Origin of the sequence: Streptomyces sp. NPDC001480, assembly GCF_042894725.1 — a bacterium.
GTDB lineage: Bacteria > Actinomycetota > Actinomycetes > Streptomycetales > Streptomycetaceae > Streptomyces.
Genome location: NZ_JBIAVX010000007.1, coordinates 302,724 through 320,496 on the forward strand (window position 1 = coordinate 302,724; position 17,773 = coordinate 320,496).

The 17,773-nt window shown below is 69.2% G+C and carries 12 protein-coding genes; 7 read left to right on the forward strand and 5 right to left on the reverse strand.

Annotated elements, in window-relative coordinates; translation table 11 throughout:
* Positions 1 to 13: 13 nt before the first annotated feature.
* Complete coding sequence (locus tag ACFY01_RS19550) at positions 14 to 685, forward strand: response regulator transcription factor (protein WP_020141342.1); 672 nt, start codon at positions 14 to 16, stop codon at positions 683 to 685.
* An 85-nt stretch (positions 686 to 770) separates the two neighbouring features.
* Here the strand turns inward: ACFY01_RS19550 and ACFY01_RS19555 are convergent, their stop codons facing one another.
* The 4 genes from ACFY01_RS19555 to metH all read right to left on the reverse strand — a co-directional run bounded on the left by ACFY01_RS19555 (position 771) and on the right by metH (position 8,828).
* Positions 771 to 2,345, reverse strand: coding sequence for an ABC transporter substrate-binding protein (locus ACFY01_RS19555; protein WP_390736953.1), 1,575 nt, complete (start codon positions 2,343 to 2,345; stop codon positions 771 to 773).
* A 79-nt stretch (positions 2,346 to 2,424) separates the two neighbouring features.
* Positions 2,425 to 4,029 (reverse strand): ABC transporter substrate-binding protein, encoded by a 1,605-nt coding sequence (locus ACFY01_RS19560; protein ID WP_390736954.1) that lies wholly within the window; start codon positions 4,027 to 4,029, stop codon positions 2,425 to 2,427.
* A 431-nt stretch (positions 4,030 to 4,460) separates the two neighbouring features.
* Positions 4,461 to 5,162: an HAD family hydrolase gene (locus tag ACFY01_RS19565; protein WP_390736955.1), complete on the reverse strand. Its 702-nt coding sequence runs from the start codon at positions 5,160 to 5,162 to the stop codon at positions 4,461 to 4,463.
* Between the two features lie 150 nt (positions 5,163 to 5,312).
* Positions 5,313 to 8,828, reverse strand: a complete 3,516-nt coding sequence (gene metH / locus ACFY01_RS19570) for a methionine synthase (protein WP_390736956.1) — start codon at positions 8,826 to 8,828, stop codon at positions 5,313 to 5,315.
* 282 nt (positions 8,829 to 9,110) lie between these two features.
* On the opposite strand from metH, the gene ACFY01_RS19575 reads away from it, so the two are divergent.
* The 6 genes from ACFY01_RS19575 (at position 9,111) to ACFY01_RS19600 (ending at position 16,427) form a co-directional block, all read left to right on the forward strand.
* Positions 9,111 to 9,875: an IclR family transcriptional regulator gene (locus ACFY01_RS19575; RefSeq protein WP_390736957.1), complete on the forward strand. Its 765-nt coding sequence runs from the start codon at positions 9,111 to 9,113 to the stop codon at positions 9,873 to 9,875.
* A 377-nt stretch (positions 9,876 to 10,252) separates the two neighbouring features.
* The gene (locus tag ACFY01_RS19580) at positions 10,253 to 11,047 is read left to right on the forward strand and encodes an MIP/aquaporin family protein (protein ID WP_390736958.1); all 795 of its coding nucleotides are present in this window, start codon (positions 10,253 to 10,255) and stop codon (positions 11,045 to 11,047) included.
* Positions 11,048 to 11,145: 98 nt separating this feature from the next.
* Complete coding sequence (gene glpK / locus ACFY01_RS19585; RefSeq protein ID WP_390736959.1) at positions 11,146 to 12,684, forward strand: glycerol kinase GlpK; 1,539 nt, start codon at positions 11,146 to 11,148, stop codon at positions 12,682 to 12,684.
* A gap of 48 nt (positions 12,685 to 12,732) precedes the next feature.
* On the forward strand, positions 12,733 to 14,349 hold the full coding sequence (locus ACFY01_RS19590) for an FAD-dependent oxidoreductase (protein ID WP_390736960.1): 1,617 nt from the start codon (positions 12,733 to 12,735) through the stop codon (positions 14,347 to 14,349).
* Positions 14,350 to 14,561: 212 nt separating this feature from the next.
* Positions 14,562 to 15,233 carry a FadR/GntR family transcriptional regulator gene (locus ACFY01_RS19595; protein ID WP_390736961.1) on the forward strand — a complete coding sequence of 224 codons (672 nt, stop codon included), beginning with the start codon at positions 14,562 to 14,564 and terminating at the stop codon, positions 15,231 to 15,233.
* Positions 15,234 to 15,446: 213 nt separating this feature from the next.
* A complete protein-coding gene (locus tag ACFY01_RS19600) occupies positions 15,447 to 16,427 on the forward strand; it encodes a PAC2 family protein (protein WP_390736962.1) in 981 nt (326 codons plus the stop codon).
* A gap of 82 nt (positions 16,428 to 16,509) precedes the next feature.
* Here the strand turns inward: ACFY01_RS19600 and mshC are convergent, their stop codons facing one another.
* Positions 16,510 to 17,739, reverse strand: a complete 1,230-nt coding sequence (gene mshC, locus ACFY01_RS19605) for a cysteine--1-D-myo-inosityl 2-amino-2-deoxy-alpha-D-glucopyranoside ligase (RefSeq protein ID WP_390736963.1) — start codon at positions 17,737 to 17,739, stop codon at positions 16,510 to 16,512.
* Between the last annotated feature and the right edge of the window lie 34 nt (positions 17,740 to 17,773).

The following is a 17,773-nucleotide window of genomic DNA, read 5'->3' on the forward strand; positions in this document are numbered from 1 at the left end:
GAAGGAGACTTACGTGGCCATCCGCGTCCTACTGGTCGACGACCAGCCGCTGCTGCGCACCGGGTTCCGGATGATCCTGGAGGCGGAGCAGGACATCGCTGTCGTCGGCGAGGCCGGGGACGGCCTCCAGGCCCTCGACCAGGTGCGCGCCCTGCAGCCGGATGTGGTGCTGATGGACATCCGCATGCCGCGGATGGACGGGGTGGAGGCGACCCGGCAGATCACCGGCCCCGGCCGGGACGGCCCGGCGAAGGTGCTGGTGCTGACCACGTTCGACCTGGACGAGTACGTGGTGGAGGCGCTGCGTGCCGGGGCGAGCGGCTTCCTGCTCAAGGACGCGCCCGCCAACGAGTTGGTGCAGGCCATCCGGGTGGTGGCGGCCGGGGAGGCGATGCTCGCGCCGAGCATCACGCGCCGGCTGCTGGACAAGTACGCCACGCATCTGCCGTCGGGGGACGAGCCGGTGCCGGACACGCTGCACACCCTGACCGACCGGGAGGTCGAGGTGCTGAAGCTGGTGGCGCGGGGGTTGTCGAACGCCGAGATCGCCGCCGACCTGTTCGTCAGCGAGACGACCGTGAAGACGCATGTGGGCCATGTGCTGACCAAGCTGGGGCTGCGGGACCGGGTGCAGGCGGCGGTGTACGCGTACGAGAGCGGGCTGGTGCGCCCCGGCGCGCAGTAGCGGGCCGTGCGACCGGCAAAGGGCGCCCCCTTCCCGAGGAGGGGGCGCCCTTCGTGTGTCGGCTTCGTGCGCCGGCGACCGGCTGTCAGCCCTTGCTGAGTTCCCAGAAGCGGAACACGGTCGAGGCGTCGAGGCAGTACTCCAGGCCGTAGACGCCGTCGCGGACGACCGCGTACTGCTTGGCCTGCCAGACGGGCAGGACGGGCAGTTCGTCGGCGACGATCTTCTGGAGCCGGGCGAACTCCGGGGTGGTGGCGGCGCGGTCGCTCTCGGCGGCGGTGCGCGGGATGAGGGAGCCGGTGATGGTGCTGTTGGTGTAGTGGTTGCTGAGCACGTTGCCCTTGCCGAAGAAGGGCGAGGTGAAGTTGTCGGCGTCCGGGTAGTCGGGCACCCAGCCCTTGACGTACACGCCGTACTTACCCTTGGCGACGTCCTTCTCGTACTGGTCGTACGCGACGGACTTGACGTCGGCGGTGAACAGGCCGCTGGCGTTGAGCTGGGCGGCGATCGCCTTCAGTTCCTGGTCGGTGGCGGGTCCGTAGCGGGAGGGCGTGGACCAGAGGGTGAGCTTCACCTTGCCGGTGATGCCGTCGGCGTGCAGGGCGGCGGCGGCCTTGGCCTTGGAGGGGCGGGCGCCGTAGGTGTCGAAGAAGGCCGTGTTGTGGCCGGTGATGCCGGCCGGGATGATCGAGTAGAGCGGGGTCGCGGTGTCCTCGTAGACGTTCCTGATCAGGGCGTCGCGGTCGAGCAGGTAGGCGATGGCCTTGCGGACGCCGAGCTTTCCGGCCACGGGGTCGTCCATGTTGAAGACGAGGTGCTGGACCTCGGCGCTGCTGCCCTCGATGACCTCGATGCCGCTGCTGTCGTCCTGCTTCTCGATGTCGGCGACGGCGCCGGCGGTCAGACCGCGGTAGGCGATGTCGACCTCGCCGTGGACCAGGGCGTCCTTCAGGTCGGCCTGTTCGCCGTGGAAGAACTTGAGGGTCACGCCTGAGTTCTTCGTCTCGGCGCTGCCCTTGTAGTGCGGGTTGACGGAGAAGACGGCCTCGTCCTTGCCGAAGGAGTCCAGCCGGTAGGGGCCGGAGCCGACGGCCTTGTCGTCCTTGCGCAGCGCGTCGCCGTCGTACTGGCTGTGGTCGACGATGGAACCGGCACCGGAGGCGAGCTTGCTGGGGAAGGTGGCGTCCGGCACCTTCAGCCGGAACACCACGGTCTTGGCGTCCGGGGTTTCGACCTTGTCGAGCATCGGGAACATGATCGCGGGACCGGCCGGGTCGTTGATCTTCAGCATGCGGTCGAAGGAGAACTTCACGTCCTCGGAGGTGAGGGCGTCACCGTTGCTGAACTGGAGGCCGTCCTTGAGGGTGCACTTGTAGACCCTGGCCTGGGTGTCAGTGAACGCGCACTCCTTGGCCGCCTCCGGCTCGGGTTCCGTACCGCCCTTGGGGAAGGCCAGCAGCGACTGGAAGACGTTGTTGAACAACAACCAGGAGCCGGGGTCGTATCCGGAGGCGGGATCGGTGGCGAGGACGTCGTCGGACATGCCCATCACCACTGAGGAGCCGCTGCCCCCGGAGTCACCGCCCCCCGAGCCGCAGCCGGTCAACAGACCGGAGGTCAGTCCCGCCAGGACGGGCAGGACCGCCCACCGGGTGTGCATGTCCACTGCGTGTGCCCTTGTCGTCGATTCTCATGAACCCGGGGCCGCGGTCACCGGCCCCGGGTGGACAGCCGGAGCGTCAGTTGCTCACACCGCGGCCGAGCTCCCACAGCTGAAGCGTCGAGGAGGAGTTCAGGGCGTAGGAGGTGCCCGTGATGTCGTTCCGCGCGGCGACGTACTGCTTGCCCTGCCACAGCGGCAGGATCGGGACGTCGTCGGCGACGGTGTTCTGGATCACCGTCAGGCTCTTGGAGGCGGTGAGCCGGTCGGCCTCGCGACGGGACTGCGGGATCAGGGTGTTGCGGATGGTGGCGTTGGCGTACGGCGAGCCGAGGGTGTTGTCCTTGTCGAGGAAGGGCGCGAGGAAGTTGTCGGCGTCCGGGAAGTCCGGGAACCAGCCCATGCCGTAGACGTCGTACTTGCCCTTCTGCTCGGCGGGCCGGAAGGTGTCCCAGGGCGAACCCTGGATGCTGACGTCGAACAGGCCGCTGTTGTTGAGCTGCTTCTGCAGGACCTCGAACTCCTGCTTGGTGGCGGGGCCGTAGTGGTCGGTCGTGTAGTGCAGGGTCAGCTTCACCGGGGCGACGATGCCGGCCTTGGTCAGCAGCAACTTGGCCTTGGTGACGCTGGGGTCGCCGTACTTGTTGAAGAACGAGTTGGAGTGGCCCGTGACGGTGGCCGGGACCAGCGAGTACAGCGGCTCGGCCTGGGAGCCGTACACCTTGGAGACCAGCTCGCCGCGGTTGATGACCTGGGCCATGGCCTCGCGGACCGCCTTGGTCTTCACCGTGGCCGCGTTGGTGTTGAAGGCGAGGTAGCGGATCTCCAGGCCCGGCATCTCGACGAGGTCGACGTTCTCGTCGGTGCCGGCGTCGAGCTTGTTGATCTGGGACGGCGACATGGTGCGGGTCATGACGTCGATGTCACCCTTGTCGATCGCGGCGCCCATGGCGTCGGCGTCGGCGAAGGAGCGCATCTGCACCTTGTCGTTGCTGACCTTCAGACTCCCCTTGTAGTTGGGGTTCTTGCTGAAGGTCATGCTGTCGATGGAGTCGTCCTTGACGTCCGCCGAGAAGGTGTAGGGGCCGGAGCCGTCCATCGAGAAGCCGTCGCGCAGCTTGTCCTTGGCGTAGTCGTTCGGGTTCACGATGCCCGCGACCGGGGTGGACAGCTTGTACGGGAAGGTGGCGTCCGCGGTCTTGAGGTGGAAGATGACCTCGCGGTTGCCCTGCGTCTCGACGGTGTCGATGGTGGACAGCAGGGCGGCGGGACCGCCGGCGACCTTGATGCGCAGCGCACGCTCGATCGAGTACTTCACATCCTTGGCGGTGACGGCGTCGCCGTTGGCGAACTTCAGGCCGTCGCGCAGCTTGCAGGCGTAGCGCTCGTTGCCGCTGTCGGTGAAGCCGCAGCTCTCGGCGGCCTCGGGTACGGGGTCGCCTTCGCCCTTGGGCTGGATCATCAGGGTCTGCACGGTCTGACGCAGGATGTTCCAGGTGCCGACGTCGTAGGCGTAGGCCGGGTCGAGCGGGGCCGGTGCGTCCTTGGTGGCCGTGAACCTGTCCGTGGTGCCGACAACGATCGCGTCGCCGCTCTTGCTCCCGCTGCTGTCTCCGCCGCACGCGGCGAGAACCGGCGCGAGCAGGCCGGCTACGGCCGGCAGCACCAAAGTCTTGCGGTTCATGCTCGGGTTTCTCCAGGGCTGTTCGAATCCGTGTACCCGGCATGCATGGGTGTTGCGGCGGATCACGGGGTAAGGGCGATGTTCTCGCAATGAGATTAGTCCGCGCTTGCAGGAGGGTTCACAGCCGCCGGAGTTGAGTTCCCATCACGCAGTGAAACCGGGCGTGGACACACCGAAAACCCGACAGAGGCAGGATTAGTGCAGCGTTCCATGAATCAGGACACAAGGACGCGCGAGTTCCCCCCGAACAGGGGTGAGCAGCACACATCGGCACGAGTGTCGAGGCTCGACGAAGTGTTGAACGTCACACTTCCAGCCCGGTTGTTCAGTGGTGAAATTCGGTCGCGCGGCCTGCTTCGAATTCCGCTGTACGCGCCCGGGTGTACTGCGGCGGGATTTTGCCCAATGGGCTTTGCACGCTGGGTGAACGGCTAGTGCATTTCCGTCATCAAGCCGCGCAGAAATGCCAGGTCGACCTCTTCCAGGGAGGTCACCACGGTCCGCCGGACGGCCGGGGCGATGGGAGCGACCGAGGGCACCGCGACCACGTGGCAGCCCGCGGCCTCGGCGGCCGCGACCCCGGTCGCGGTGTCCTCGACGACCGCGCATCTGGCCGGATCCGCGCCCAGTCCGGCGGCCGCGAGCAGATACGGGTCCGGGTGCGGCTTCGTGCGCGACACCTCGTCGCCGGCGATGGACAGGGAGAAGTGCTGGGGCCCGAGCGTGGTCAGCACCCGGTCGATGATGCGGCGGTGCGAAGCGGAGACCAGGGCCGTCGGGATCTGCTGCTCATACAGCTCCGCGAGCAGTCTGGCGGCGCCCGGCATCAGCGGTAGGGCACGCCCGATGCGGTCCTCGAATCCGTCGTTCAGCAGCACACTGAGCTCGGCGAGGGTGACGTCGGCGCCGGTGGCCTCGATGAGGAAGCCCGCGCTGCGGGCCATGGGCCCGCCGACCACGACATGACGCCAGGACTCGTCGAGGGTGTGGCCGAGACGGGCGAAGACCTCCACTTCGACGTCCCACCAGAAGCCCTCGGTGTCCACCAGGGTGCCGTCCATGTCGAGCAGCACCGCCTGGAGGGCTGAGCCTTCCGCCGTACGGGTTCCGAGCGCGGGGACCGTGCTGGTCATCGGGGCGCACCTCCTGAAGGGGCGATCAGGCCGGTTCCCGTGCGGGAACCGGCCTGCGGTGGATCGACCAGTGTACGACTCTCGCTAGTGAAACGCCTTGTCTACCGCTTGGGGCCGTCGCTCGGGGGGTGCCCCGTTGCTCGAACGGGCTCAGCGGGCGTTGAAGTACTTCGCCTCGGGGTGGTGGATCACGATCGCGTCCGTGGACTGTTCCGGGTGCAGCTGGAACTCCTCCGACAGGTGGACGCCTATGCGCTCGGGCCGCAACAGCTCGGCGATCTTGGCGCGGTCCTCCAGGTTGGGGCAGGCTCCGTAGCCGAGGGAGAAGCGGGCGCCGCGGTACTTCAGCGCGAACATGTCGTCCATGTCGCTGGGGTCCTCCCCCGCGAAGCCCAGTTCCGAACGGACGCGGGCGTGCCAGTACTCGGCGAGTGCTTCGGCCAGTTGGACGGAGAGGCCGTGCAGTTCGAGGTAGTCGCGGTAGGAGTTGGACTCGAACAGTTTGGCGGTCTCCTCGCCGATCCGGGAGCCGACGGTGACCACCTGCAAGCCGACCACGTCCCTCTCGCCGGACTCCTCCGGGCGGAAGAAGTCCGCCAGGCACAGCCGCCGGCCGCGCCGCTGACGCGGGAAGGTGAAGCGGGTCCGCTCGTTGCCCTGTTCGTCGAGGATGATGAGGTCGTCGTCCTTGGACACGCACGGGAAGTAGCCGTAGACCACGGCCGCTTCCAGCAGGTTTTCCGTCTGGAGCCGGTCCAGCAGGCCGCGCAGGCGCGGGCGGCCCTCGGTCTCCACGAGTTCCTCGTACGTCGGGCCGTCACCGGTGCGGGCCTGCTTCAGCCCCCACTGCCCCTTGAACAGCGCACCCTCGTCCAGCCAGCTCGCGTACTCCTTCAGCTGGATCCCCTTGACCACCCGGGACTCCCAGAACGGCGGGCTGGGCACCGGATTGTCGGTGGCCACATCGGAACGGACGTGGCCTTCCTCGGGCCGCTCCTCGACCTCCACGCCGGCGGCCGCCCGCACCCGGCGCTGCCGCAACTCCGGCAGCTTCGCCCCCGGCACGCCCCGCTTCACCCCGATCAGCGCGTCCATCAGGTGCAGGCCCTCGAACGCGTCCCGGGCGTAGCGGACCTCGCCCTGGTAGATCTCGTGCAGATCCTGCTCGACGTAGGCCCGGGTGAGGGCGGCGCCGCCCAGGATGACCGGGTAGTCGGCCGCCAGGCCGCGCTGGTTGAGCTCCTCCAGGTTCTCCTTCATGATCACCGTGGACTTCACCAGCAGTCCCGACATGCCGATCACGTCGGCCCGGTGCTCCTCGGCCGCCTCCAGGATCGCCGAGACCGGCTGCTTGATGCCCAGGTTGACCACGTTGTAGCCGTTGTTGGACAGGATGATGTCCACCAGGTTCTTACCGATGTCGTGGACGTCCCCGCGCACCGTGGCCAGCACGATCGTGCCCTTGCCCTCGGCGTCCGACTTCTCCATGTGCGGCTCGAGATAGGCGACCGCGGCCTTCATCACCTCGGCCGACTGCAACACGAACGGCAACTGCATCTGGCCGGAGCCGAACAGCTCACCGACCACCTTCATCCCGTCCAGCAGCGTCGCGTTGACGATGTCCAGGGCGGGGCGCTCGGTCAGCGCGAGATCCAGGTCGGCCTCCAGACCGTTGCGCTCGCCGTCGATGATGCGGCGCTTGAGCCGCTCCTCCAGCGGGAGAGCGGCCAGCTCCTCCGCCTTGCCCGCCTTCAGCGACTTCGCCGTGGCACCCTCGAACAGCTGCATCAGCTTCTGGAGGGGGTCGTAGCCCTCGGTGCGGCGGTCGTGGATCAGGTCCAGCGCGGTCCGCACCTCTTCCTCGCTGAACCGGGCGATCGGCAGGATCTTCGAGGCGTGCACGATCGCCGAGTCCAGACCCGCCTTGACGCACTCGTCCAGGAAGACGGAGTTCAACAGGATCCGGGCGGCCGGATTGAGGCCGAAGGAGATGTTCGACAGGCCGAGGGTGGTCTGTACGTCGGGGTGGCGGCGCTTGAGCTCCCGGATCGCCTCGATGGTGGCGATGCCGTCCTTGCGGGACTCCTCCTGGCCGGTACAGATCGTGAAAGTCAGCGTGTCGATGAGGATGTCCGACTCACGGATGCCCCAGTTCCCCGTCAGGTCGGCGATCAGCCGTTCGGCGATCTCGACCTTCTTCTCCGGGGTCCGGGCCTGACCCTCTTCGTCGATGGTCAGCGCGATCAGCGCCGCACCGTGCTCCCCGGCCAGCTGCGTCACCCGGGCGAAGCGGGACTCGGGGCCGTCACCGTCCTCGTAGTTGACGGAGTTGATGACCGCACGCCCGCCCAGCTTCTCCAGGCCGGCCTTGATGACGTCGACCTCGGTGGAGTCGAGCACGATCGGCAGGGTCGAGGCGGTCGCGAACCGGCCCGCCAGTTCCTCCATGTCGGCGACACCGTCCCGGCCGACGTAGTCCACGCACAGGTCCAGCATGTGCGCGCCCTCGCGGATCTGCTCCCGGGCCATCTCCACGCAGTCGTCCCAGCGGCCCTCCAGCATGGCCTCACGGAACTTCTTCGACCCGTTGGCGTTGGTCCGCTCGCCGATCGCCAGGTAGGACGTGTCCTGCCGGAACGGAACCGACTGGTAGAGCGAGGCGGCGCCCGGCTCGGGCTGCGGTGCGCGCTCGGGCGGGGTGAGGTCGCGGACGCGTTCGACGACCTGGCGCAGGTGCTCGGGGGTGGTGCCGCAGCAGCCGCCGACCAGGGACAGGCCGTATTCGCGGACGAAGGTCTCGTGGGAGTCCGCCAGCTCCGGGGCCGTCAGCGGGTAGTGGGCGCCGTCCTTGGTCAGGACCGGCAGACCCGCGTTCGGCATGCAGGACAGCGGGATCCGGGAGTGCCGGGTGAGGTAGCGCAGGTGCTCGCTCATCTCCGCCGGGCCGGTGGCGCAGTTCAGGCCGATCATGTCGATGCCGAGCGGCTCCAGCGCCGTCAGCGCGGCGCCGATCTCCGAGCCGAGCAGCATCGTGCCGGTCGTCTCCACCGTCACCGACACGATCAGCGGCACGTCGTAGCCGGCTGTGCGCATGGCTCGGCGGGCGGCGACGACCGAGGCCTTGGTCTGGAGCAGGTCCTGCGTGGTCTCCACCAGCAGGGCGTCGGCACCGCCGGCGAGCAGGCCCTCGGCGTTCTGCTGGTAGGCGTCCCGGATGGCGCCGAAGGTGGTGTGGCCGAGGGTGGGCAGCTTCGTACCGGGACCCATCGAGCCCAGCACCCAGCGCTGCCGGCCGTCGCGTGCGCCGAACTCGTCGGCGACCTCGCGGGCGATGCGGGCTCCGGCCTCGGACAGCTCAGCGGTGCGTTCGGGGATGTCGTACTCGCCCAGAGCGGTGAGGTTCGCGCCGAAGGTGTTGGTCTCCACGCAGTCGACGCCCGCCGAGAAGTACGCCTCGTGGACCGAACGGACGATGTCCGGCCGGGTGAGGTTGAGGATCTCGTTGCAGCCTTCGAGATTCTCGAAGTCCTCGAGCGTCGGTTCCTGTGCCTGGAGCATCGTGCCCATGGCACCGTCGGCGACCACCACGCGGGTGGCGAGTGCCTCTCGGAGCGCGGACACGCGGGTCCGGCTGTCGGTGGAAGGGGTCAGCGGCGACGAGGCCATTAAGGGGCTCCCTGGGATGCGACGGCTGTCGGCTATGCGGTTTCCCGGGCAGGCCCGGGGAAGAGGCACGGCGCCAGCGTAACCGGGAGTGGGCTTGGATGGGCATGGCGTCCACGAGGCGGACGAGGGTGGCCTGTGAGCCATCCCCGGGCCACGTGTGACGTAACAAGTACCGACCAACCATTAGCGGGCGGTCGTCATGGACCGGTAGTGTTCGACATTGCCGAACGGTGTCAGTTGCCGTGCGCGGTGACGGACGAAGGGGACGGAGGCTGTACGGCGATGGCACGGAACATCCAGTCGCTCGAACGGGCGGCCGCGATGCTGCGGCTGCTCGCGGGCGGCGAGCGACGGCTCGGCCTGTCGGACATCGCCTCCTCGCTGGGCCTCGCCAAGGGCACGGCCCACGGCATTCTGCGCACCCTCCAGCAGGAGGGTTTCGTGGAGCAGGACGACGTCTCCGGGCGTTACCAGCTGGGCGCCGAGCTGCTGCGCCTGGGCACCACGTATCTGGACGTGCACGAACTACGCGCGCGCGCCCTGGTGTGGACCGACGACCTGGCCCGCTCCAGCGGGGAGAGCGTCTACCTGGGCGTGCTCCATCAGCAGGGCGTCCTGATCGTGCACCACGTCTTCCGGCCCGACGACAGCCGGCAGGTGCTGGAGATCGGGGCCATGCAGCCGTTGCACTCCACCGCCCTGGGCAAGGTGCTGTCGGCATACGACCCGGTCGCGCACAGTGAGGCGCTGGAGGCCGACAGGAAGGCCTTCACGGATCGCACGACCTGCGACTGGGCCGACTTCGAGCACATCCTCGACCTCACGCGCGCGCGTGGCTACGCGGCCGACGTGGAGGAGACCTGGGAGGGCGTGGCCTCGGTGGCCGCACCCATCCACAACCGGCGGCGGATGCCGGTGGGCGCGGTGGGGATCACCGGCGCCGTCGAGCGGCTGTGCCGCGACGGCGAGCTGCGTCCCGAGCTGATCGCCGCGGTGCGGGACTGCGCCCGCGCGGTGTCGCGGGACCTGGGCGCGGGGCGGTTCTGAGCTCCGGGAACACCGGGGAAGGCCGCACGGGAGGCCACGGAGGGCCCACGGGGTATGGACCGGGACGCTGAGCGGCGTTCCGGCTCTCGCCATACCCTGAAAAGGACATAACAGGCATACCCGCGCTTCACGCGCCCGCAGATCGATAACTCCCTGCGATCAATAACGATCGCATATTCGATAACAGAACTCTTGACGCGTGCCTGAGGCCGGAGCAAGACTCCCGTCCATCGGTCGGCATTGTCGAACACCTACCGGCAATACGCGCTAGAGTGTGACAACGCCAAGGGCCGGCATCGCTCTCACCCCTGAGGGCGCTGAACCCCCGGAGGGACCCGGGGTTCGGCTTCCCTGGACGAAGGACAAAGGAGTCGCGGGTGTCCAGCTCCGACATCTTCATCGGCGAGACCATCGGTACCGCCATACTCATCCTGCTCGGCGGTGGCGTCTGCGCCGCCGTGACGCTGAAGGCCTCAAAGGCCCGTAACGCCGGCTGGCTCGCCATCACCTTCGGGTGGGGTTTCGCCGTTCTGACGGCTGTCTACACCTCGGCGCCGCTTTCCGGCGCCCATCTGAACCCGGCCGTGACCCTCGCACTCGCGATCAAGGACAACGACTTCAGCAACCTCCCCACCTACTGGGGCGGTCAGCTGCTCGGCGCCATGATCGGCGCGAGCCTGGTCTGGGTGGCCTACTACGGTCAGTTCCGTGCGCACCTCACCGACAAGGAGATCGTCGGCGGTCCGGGTGCGCAGGCCACGGCGGCCAAGGCCGTCGAGGCCCAGGAGACGGGCGCCGGCCCGGTCCTGGGCGTCTTCTCCACCGGTCCGGAGATCCGGCACGCGGTGCAGAACCTCGCCACGGAGATCATCGGCACCGTCGTGCTGGTGCTCGCCGTCCTCACACAGGGCCTGAACGACAAGGGCAACGGCCTGGGCACCCTGGGTGCGCTGATCACCGCTCTGGTGGTCGTCTCCATCGGCCTGTCCCTCGGCGGCCCCACGGGCTACGCGATCAACCCCGCCCGTGACCTCGGTCCGCGTATCGTGCACGCCCTCCTGCCCCTGCCCAACAAGGGCGGCTCCGACTGGGGCTACGCCTGGATCCCGATCGTCGGTCCGCTGATCGGCGGCGCGATCGCCGCAGGCATCTACAACGTCGCATTCGCTTAGTGAGTCCCCCGGGCCGCTCACGGGCGGCCCGGGGCCAAGACCTACGAACACGCGCCGTACGTAACGCCCCTTAACCACGGATTCCTCAGGAGCACACAGTGACCGACGCTCACACTGCCGGCCCGTTCATCGCCGCCATCGACCAGGGCACGACCTCCTCGCGCTGCATCGTCTTCGACCGGGACGGCCGCATCGTCTCCGTCGACCAGAAGGAGCACGAGCAGATCTTCCCGAAGCCGGGCTGGGTCGAGCACAACGCCAACGAGATCTGGACCAACGTCCAGGAGGTCGTCGCCGGAGCCATCCAGAAGGCCGGCATCACCCGCGACGACATCAAGGCCATCGGCATCACGAACCAGCGCGAGACCACCGTGCTGTGGGACAAGAACACCGGTGAGCCCGTCTACAACGCCCTTGTCTGGCAGGACACCCGCACCGACGCCCTGTGCCGGGAGCTCGGCCGCAACGTCGGCCAGGACCGCTTCCGCCGCGAGACGGGTCTGCCGCTGGCCTCCTACTTCTCCGGCCCCAAGGCCCGCTGGCTGCTCGACAACGTCGACGGCCTGCGGGAGCGCGCCGAGGCGGGCGACATCCTCTTCGGCACCATGGACACCTGGGTCATCTGGAACCTGACCGGTGGTGTCAACGGCGGCAAGCACGTCACCGACGTGACCAACGCCTCCCGTACCCTCCTGATGAACCTGCACACGATGCAGTGGGACGACAAGATCGCCGAGTCGATCGGCGTGCCGCTCCAGATCCTGCCCGAGATCCGCTCCTCCGCCGAGATCTACGGCGAGGTCACCGGCGGCAAGCTCGGCGACCTGCTCGGCGGCATCCCGGTCGCCTCCGCGCTCGGCGACCAGCAGGCGGCCCTGTTCGGCCAGACCTGTTTCTCCGAGGGCGAGACCAAGTCCACCTACGGCACCGGCACCTTCATGGTGATGAACACCGGTGACAAGATCATCAACTCCTACGCGGGCCTGCTGACCACGGTCGGCTACAAGATCGGCGACCAGCCGACGGTCTACGCGCTGGAGGGCTCGATCGCCGTCACCGGCTCCCTGGTGCAGTGGATGCGGGACCAGATGGGCCTGATCTCCACCGCGGCCGAGATCGAGACGCTCGCGCTCTCGGTCGAGGACAACGGCGGCGCCTACTTCGTGCCGGCCTTCTCCGGCCTGTTCGCCCCGCACTGGCGCTCCGACGCCCGCGGTGTGATCGCCGGCCTGACCCGGTACGTCACCAAGGCGCACCTCGCCCGTGCGGTCCTGGAGGCGACCGCCTGGCAGACCCGCGAGATCGCCGACGCCATGGTCAAGGACTCCGGCGACGAGCTGGTGGCCCTGAAGGTCGACGGCGGCATGACCTCCAACAACCTGCTGATGCAGACCCTCGCCGACGTTCTGGACGCACCGGTGGTGCGCCCGATGGTCGCCGAGACCACCTGCCTCGGCGCCGCCTACGCCGCCGGCCTGGCCGTCGGCTTCTGGTCCAGCACGGACGAACTGCGCGCCAACTGGCGCCGGGCCGCCGAGTGGACCCCCCAGATGGACGCGGACATCCGCGACCGTGAGTACAAGAACTGGCTCAAGGCCGTCGACCGGACCATGGGCTGGATCGAGGACGAGAGCTGAGCGGCTCCAGAAGGCTCAGACAGCTCTGACGAGGAGTAAGTACCAGAAATGACCAGTCAGTCCACCCTGCAGTCCGTACCTGCCCTGGGGACACACCCGGCCTCCGGCTCCCTCCCGAGCCGGGCCGAAACCAGGGAGCAGCTCTCCAAGGCGTCGTACGACCTTCTCGTGATCGGCGGCGGCATCCTGGGCATCTCCACCGCCTGGCACGCCGCGCAGTCCGGCCTCAGGGTGGCACTGGTCGACGCCGGCGACTTCGCCGGCGCCACCTCCTCCGCCTCCTCGAAGCTGCTCCACGGCGGTCTGCGCTACCTGCAGACCGGCGCGGTGAAGCTGGTGGCGGAGAACCACTTCGAGCGCCGTGCGGTCTCCCGCCAGGTGGCCCCCCACCTGGCGAACCCGCTCACCTTCTACCTCCCCGTGTACAAGGGGGGCCCGCACGGCGCGGCGAAGCTCGGCGCGGGCGTGTTCGCCTACTCCGCGCTCTCCGCCTTCGGTGACGGTGTCGGCCACCTGCTGAGCCCGGCGAAGGCCGCGCAGGACGTGCCCGAGCTGCGCACCGAGAACCTCAAGGCCGTGGCCGTGTACGGCGACGACCAGATGAACGACTCGCGCATGGCGCTGATGACGGTCCGCGCGGCCGTCGACGCGGGCGCGGCCGTCCTCAACCACGCCGAGGTCACCGGCCTGCGCTTCACCAAGGGCCGGGTGACGGGCGCCGACCTGCGCGACCGCACCACCGGTGACGAGTTCGGCGTCAACGCCCGGCTCGTGCTGAACGCGACCGGCCCGTGGGTCGACCACCTGCGCAGGATGGAGGACCCGAACGCGGCGCCGTCCATCCGCCTGTCGAAGGGCGCGCACCTGGTGCTCAAGCGCACCTCGCCCTGGAAGGCCGCGCTCGCCACGCCGATCGACAAGTACCGCATCACCTTCGCCCTCCCCTGGGAGGACATGCTGCTGCTCGGCACCACCGACGAGGAGTACGAGGGTGACCCGGCGGATGTCGCGGTCAACGACAAGGACATAACCCAGATCCTGGACGAGGCCGCGTTCTCCGTCCGGGACCAGCAGCTCAGCCGTGACCTGATCACCTACGCCTTCGCCGGACTGCGGGTGCTGCCGGGCGGCCCGGGCGACACCGCGAAGGCGAAGCGCGAGACGGTCGTCACCGAGGGCAGGGGCGGCATGCTGTCCGTCGCGGGCGGCAAGTGGACGACCTTCCGGCACATCGGCCGTACGGTCATGCAGAAGCTGGAGTCGCTGCCGGGTCAGCCGCTGGGCGACGACTTCGAGCCGATTTCCTCCCTGCCGAAGAAGCTGCCGCTGCCGGGCGTCGCCAACCCGCGTGCGGTGGCCCACCGCCTGCTGGTGGACCACCCGGCGCCGGGCCCGCGCATGGCCGCCGACACCGCCCGGCACCTGGCGACCCACTACGGCTCGCTGGCCTTCGACATCGCCCGGCTGGCCAACGACAACCCGGAGCTGGCCGAGCGCGTCCACCCGGACGCCCCGGAGATCTGGGCGCAGGTCGTCTACGCCCGCGACCACGAGTGGGCCGAGACGGCGGACGACGTGCTGCGCCGCCGTACGACGCTGACGATCCGCGGCCTGGCCACGGACGAGGTCCGCGCGAAGGTGCAGGACCTGCTCGACAAGAAGTGAGCAGCAAGCAAGCCACGGTGACCGGCTCTTTCCCTGACCAGGGCCGGCATCGCTGACCGGCCCTCGCCGCACCGGGGCCGGGAACCGGGAGGGGCGGCTCCACGCCGATGGAGCCGCCCCTTTCCCGTGCGTCCGGTCGGCACCGCCGGGCCTGGTCATCTGCCCCCATAATGTGCTGACACATCGGAGGTCTGAGCGACAGGAGGCCCGTCATGGCGGTCACCGACGAGGCGATCGAGAAGATCAAGGGGATGATCGTCTCCGGTGCGCTGCGGCCCGGCGACCGGCTGCCGAAGGAGAGCGAGCTCGCCGCCGAGCTGGGGCTTTCGCGCAACTCCCTGCGGGAGGCCGTGCGGGCGCTGTCGTTGATCCGGATCCTGGACGTGCGGCAGGGCGACGGGACGTACGTCACCAGCCTGGATCCTCAACTGCTGCTGGAGGCGCTGAGCTTCGTCGTCGACTTCCACCGCGACGACACGGTCCTGGAATTCCTGGCGGTGCGCCGAATCCTGGAGCCGGCCGCCACGGCGATGGCCGCCTCGCGGATCAGCGAGCAGCAGTTGGACGCCCTGAGCGCGCAGTTGGACGCCCTCGGCGGCGCGCCCTCGGTGGAGGAACTCGTCGCCTGCGACCTGGAGTTCCACCGGAGCATCGTGCGCGGCTCCGGCAACTCGGTGCTGTGCTCGCTGCTGGACGGCCTGTCGGGGCCGACCACCCGGGCCCGGATCTGGCGCGGTCTGACCCAGGAGGACGCGGTGAGCCGCACCCTGCGCGAGCACCGCGCGATCCTGGCGGCCCTGCGCGACCGGGACGCGGAGGCGGCACGCTCGTGGGCGACCGTGCACATCGCGAGCGTGGAGCAGTGGTTGCGCAGCACCCTGTGACAGGACCTTGTGAAACACCTGTGACAGGGCCTTGTGAAACCCGTGTGCGGAACCCTTGCGGGAGTGGTGAGGATGCCTTCGGCGCGGGGGTGTTCCGGGGCGGTGATCGGGGCAGTGATCCGTTCACTCCCCCTCGCAAGGGGGCTGCGGGCGCCCCCGTCGGACGCCGTAAGGTTGGGACGTACGCGAGGGCACGTCGGAAGGAGGCGCTGGGTGATCGAGCTCGAGGGGGTTCCCGAGCTGATCGACCCGGTCATGGTGGCCGCGTTCGAGGGCTGGAACGATGCCGGCGACGCCGCCTCCACCGCGGTCGCGCATCTGGAGAGGGAGTGGAAGGGTGAGGTGTTCGCGGCGCTGGACGCCGAGGACTACTACGACTTCCAGGTGAACCGCCCCACGGTGTTCATGGACGGCGGAGTGCGCAAGATCACCTGGCCGACGACAAGGTTGTCGGTGGTGCGGGTCGGTGGCGAGAAGCCGCGCGACCTGGTGCTGGTCCGCGGCATCGAACCGTCCATGCGCTGGCGCTCGTTCTGCAACGAGCTGCTGGGCTTCGCGCACGAGCTGGGGGTTGAACTGGTGGTCGTGCTGGGCGCGTTGCTCGGTGACACCCCGCACACGCGTCCGGTCCCGGTCAGCGGGGTCACGTCCGACGCGGACCTGGCCCAGCGGATGGACCTGGAGGAGACCAAGTACGAGGGTCCGACGGGCATCGTCGGTGTCCTTCAGGAGGCCTGCGCGCACGCCGGGGTCCCGGCGGTGTCGCTGTGGGCGGCGGTCCCGCACTATGTGTCGCAGCCGCCCAACCCGAAGGCGACGCTGGCCCTGCTCAACCGTCTGGAGGACCTGCTCGACCTGCGTATCCCGCTGGGCGAGCTGCCGGAGGACGCGCGGGCCTGGCAGGTGGGTGTGGACCAGCTGGCCGCCGAGGACAGCGAGGTCGCCGAGTACGTGCAGACGCTGGAGGAGGCCCGGGACACCGCCGAGCTGCCGGAGGCGTCGGGTGAGGCGATCGCCCGTGAGTTCGAGCGGTATCTGCGCCGCCGGGACGTGAATCCGCCCGGTGGGCACGCGACGGCGGACGGCGGGGACGGGTCGCCGTCCTCGTACCTGAGGGACAACCCCAGCGGCCGCACCCGGCCCCCGAAGCCGCCCAAGCCGAGTTCCGAGGACGACGACTCCTCGGACGACTGATACGCGGGTGACCCGCGCGAAGGGGCGGTACGCGTCACGCGTACCGCCCCTTCGCCGTACGACGAGCCCGGGGAGCCGCGGGCTACAGGGCCACGCCCAGCAGCGCGTCCACGGCCCGGGTGACGACGCCGGGGGCTCCGGTGTCGGTGCCGCCCCGCTCCTGCTGGAGCACGGCCCACCGGTCGACGGCGGCCAGGGCGGCCGGGGCGTCGAGGTCGTTGGCGAGGGCCTCGCGGATCTCCTCGACGAGCGTGTCGGCGGGCGGCCCGTCGGGCCGGGACACCGCGGCACGCCACCGTCCGAGCCGGTCCTGGGCGTCCGCCAGCACCTGGTCGGTCCACTCCCAGTCGGCCCGGTAGTGGTGGGCGAGGAGGGTGAGCCGGATGGCGGCGGGGTCGACCCCGTCGCGCCGCAGCTGGGAGACGAAGACCAGGTTGCCCTTGGACTTCGACATCTTCTCGCCGTCCAGGCCGACCATGCCGGCGTGCACGTACGCCCGGGCCATGGGGAACTCGCCGGTGAGCACCTGGGCGTGCGAGGCGCCCATCTCGTGGTGCGGGAAGGCCAGGTCGGAGCCGCCGCCCTGGACGTCGAAGGTCATGCCGAGGTGGTCCAGGGCGATGGCGACGCACTCGATGTGCCAGCCGGGCCGGCCCCGGCCCAGCGAGCCGCCGTCCCAGCTGGGTTCGCCCTCGCGGGCGGCCATCCACAGCATCGGGTCGAGCGGGTTCTTCTTGCCGGGCCGGTCGGGGTCGCCGCCGCGCTCGGCGGACAGCAGCCGCATGGCCGCGGCGTCGAGGTTCGAGACCTTGCCGAAGTGCGGGTCGGACTCGACGGAGAAGTAGACGTCGCCCTCGAGTTCGTAGGCGGCGCCCAGGTCGCGCAGCCGCTCCACGAGCGGGACTATGCCGGGTATCGCCTCGACGGCACCTATGTAGTGCCGCGGCGGGAGCATCCTGAGGGCGGTCATGTCCTCGCGGAAGAGGGCCGTCTCCTTCTCGGCGAGGGCGGCCCAGTCGACGCCGTCCCGCTCGGCCCGCTCCAGCAGAGGGTCGTCGACGTCGGTGACGTTCTGGACGTAGTGAACCTGCCGCTTGGTGTCGAGCCACACGCGCTGCACCAGGTCGAACGCGTTGTAGGTCGCCGCGTGCCCCATGTGCGTGGCGTCGTACGGGGTGATGCCGCAGACGTAGAGACGGGCGACGGGACCGGGGTCGAGGGTGACGGGACCACCGGTCGCGGTGTCGTGGATCCTCAGGTCGCGACCCTGACCAGGCAGGGCGGGGACCTCGGAAGCGGGCCAGGCATGCATGTACATGAGCCTAACCGCCCGCAAGTGCCGTCAA

Bases quoted from the DNA above. Each gene is read 5' to 3' on its own strand.
- ACFY01_RS19555 (WP_390736953.1), bottom strand. From the start codon at position 2,345: ATGCACACCCGGTGGGCGGTCCTGCCCGTCCTGGCGGGACTGACCTCC.
- ACFY01_RS19560 (WP_390736954.1), bottom strand. From the start codon at position 4,029: ATGAACCGCAAGACTTTGGTGCTGCCGGCCGTAGCCGGCCTGCTCGCG.
- ACFY01_RS19565 (WP_390736955.1), bottom strand. From the start codon at position 5,162: ATGACCAGCACGGTCCCCGCGCTCGGAACCCGTACGGCGGAAGGCTCA.
- metH (WP_390736956.1), bottom strand. From the start codon at position 8,828: ATGGCCTCGTCGCCGCTGACCCCTTCCACCGACAGCCGGACCCGCGTG.
- ACFY01_RS19575 (WP_390736957.1), top strand. From the start codon at position 9,111: ATGGCACGGAACATCCAGTCGCTCGAACGGGCGGCCGCGATGCTGCGG.
- ACFY01_RS19590 (WP_390736960.1), top strand. From the start codon at position 12,733: ATGACCAGTCAGTCCACCCTGCAGTCCGTACCTGCCCTGGGGACACAC.
- ACFY01_RS19595 (WP_390736961.1), top strand. From the start codon at position 14,562: ATGGCGGTCACCGACGAGGCGATCGAGAAGATCAAGGGGATGATCGTC.
- mshC (WP_390736963.1), bottom strand. From the start codon at position 17,739: ATGCATGCCTGGCCCGCTTCCGAGGTCCCCGCCCTGCCTGGTCAGGGT.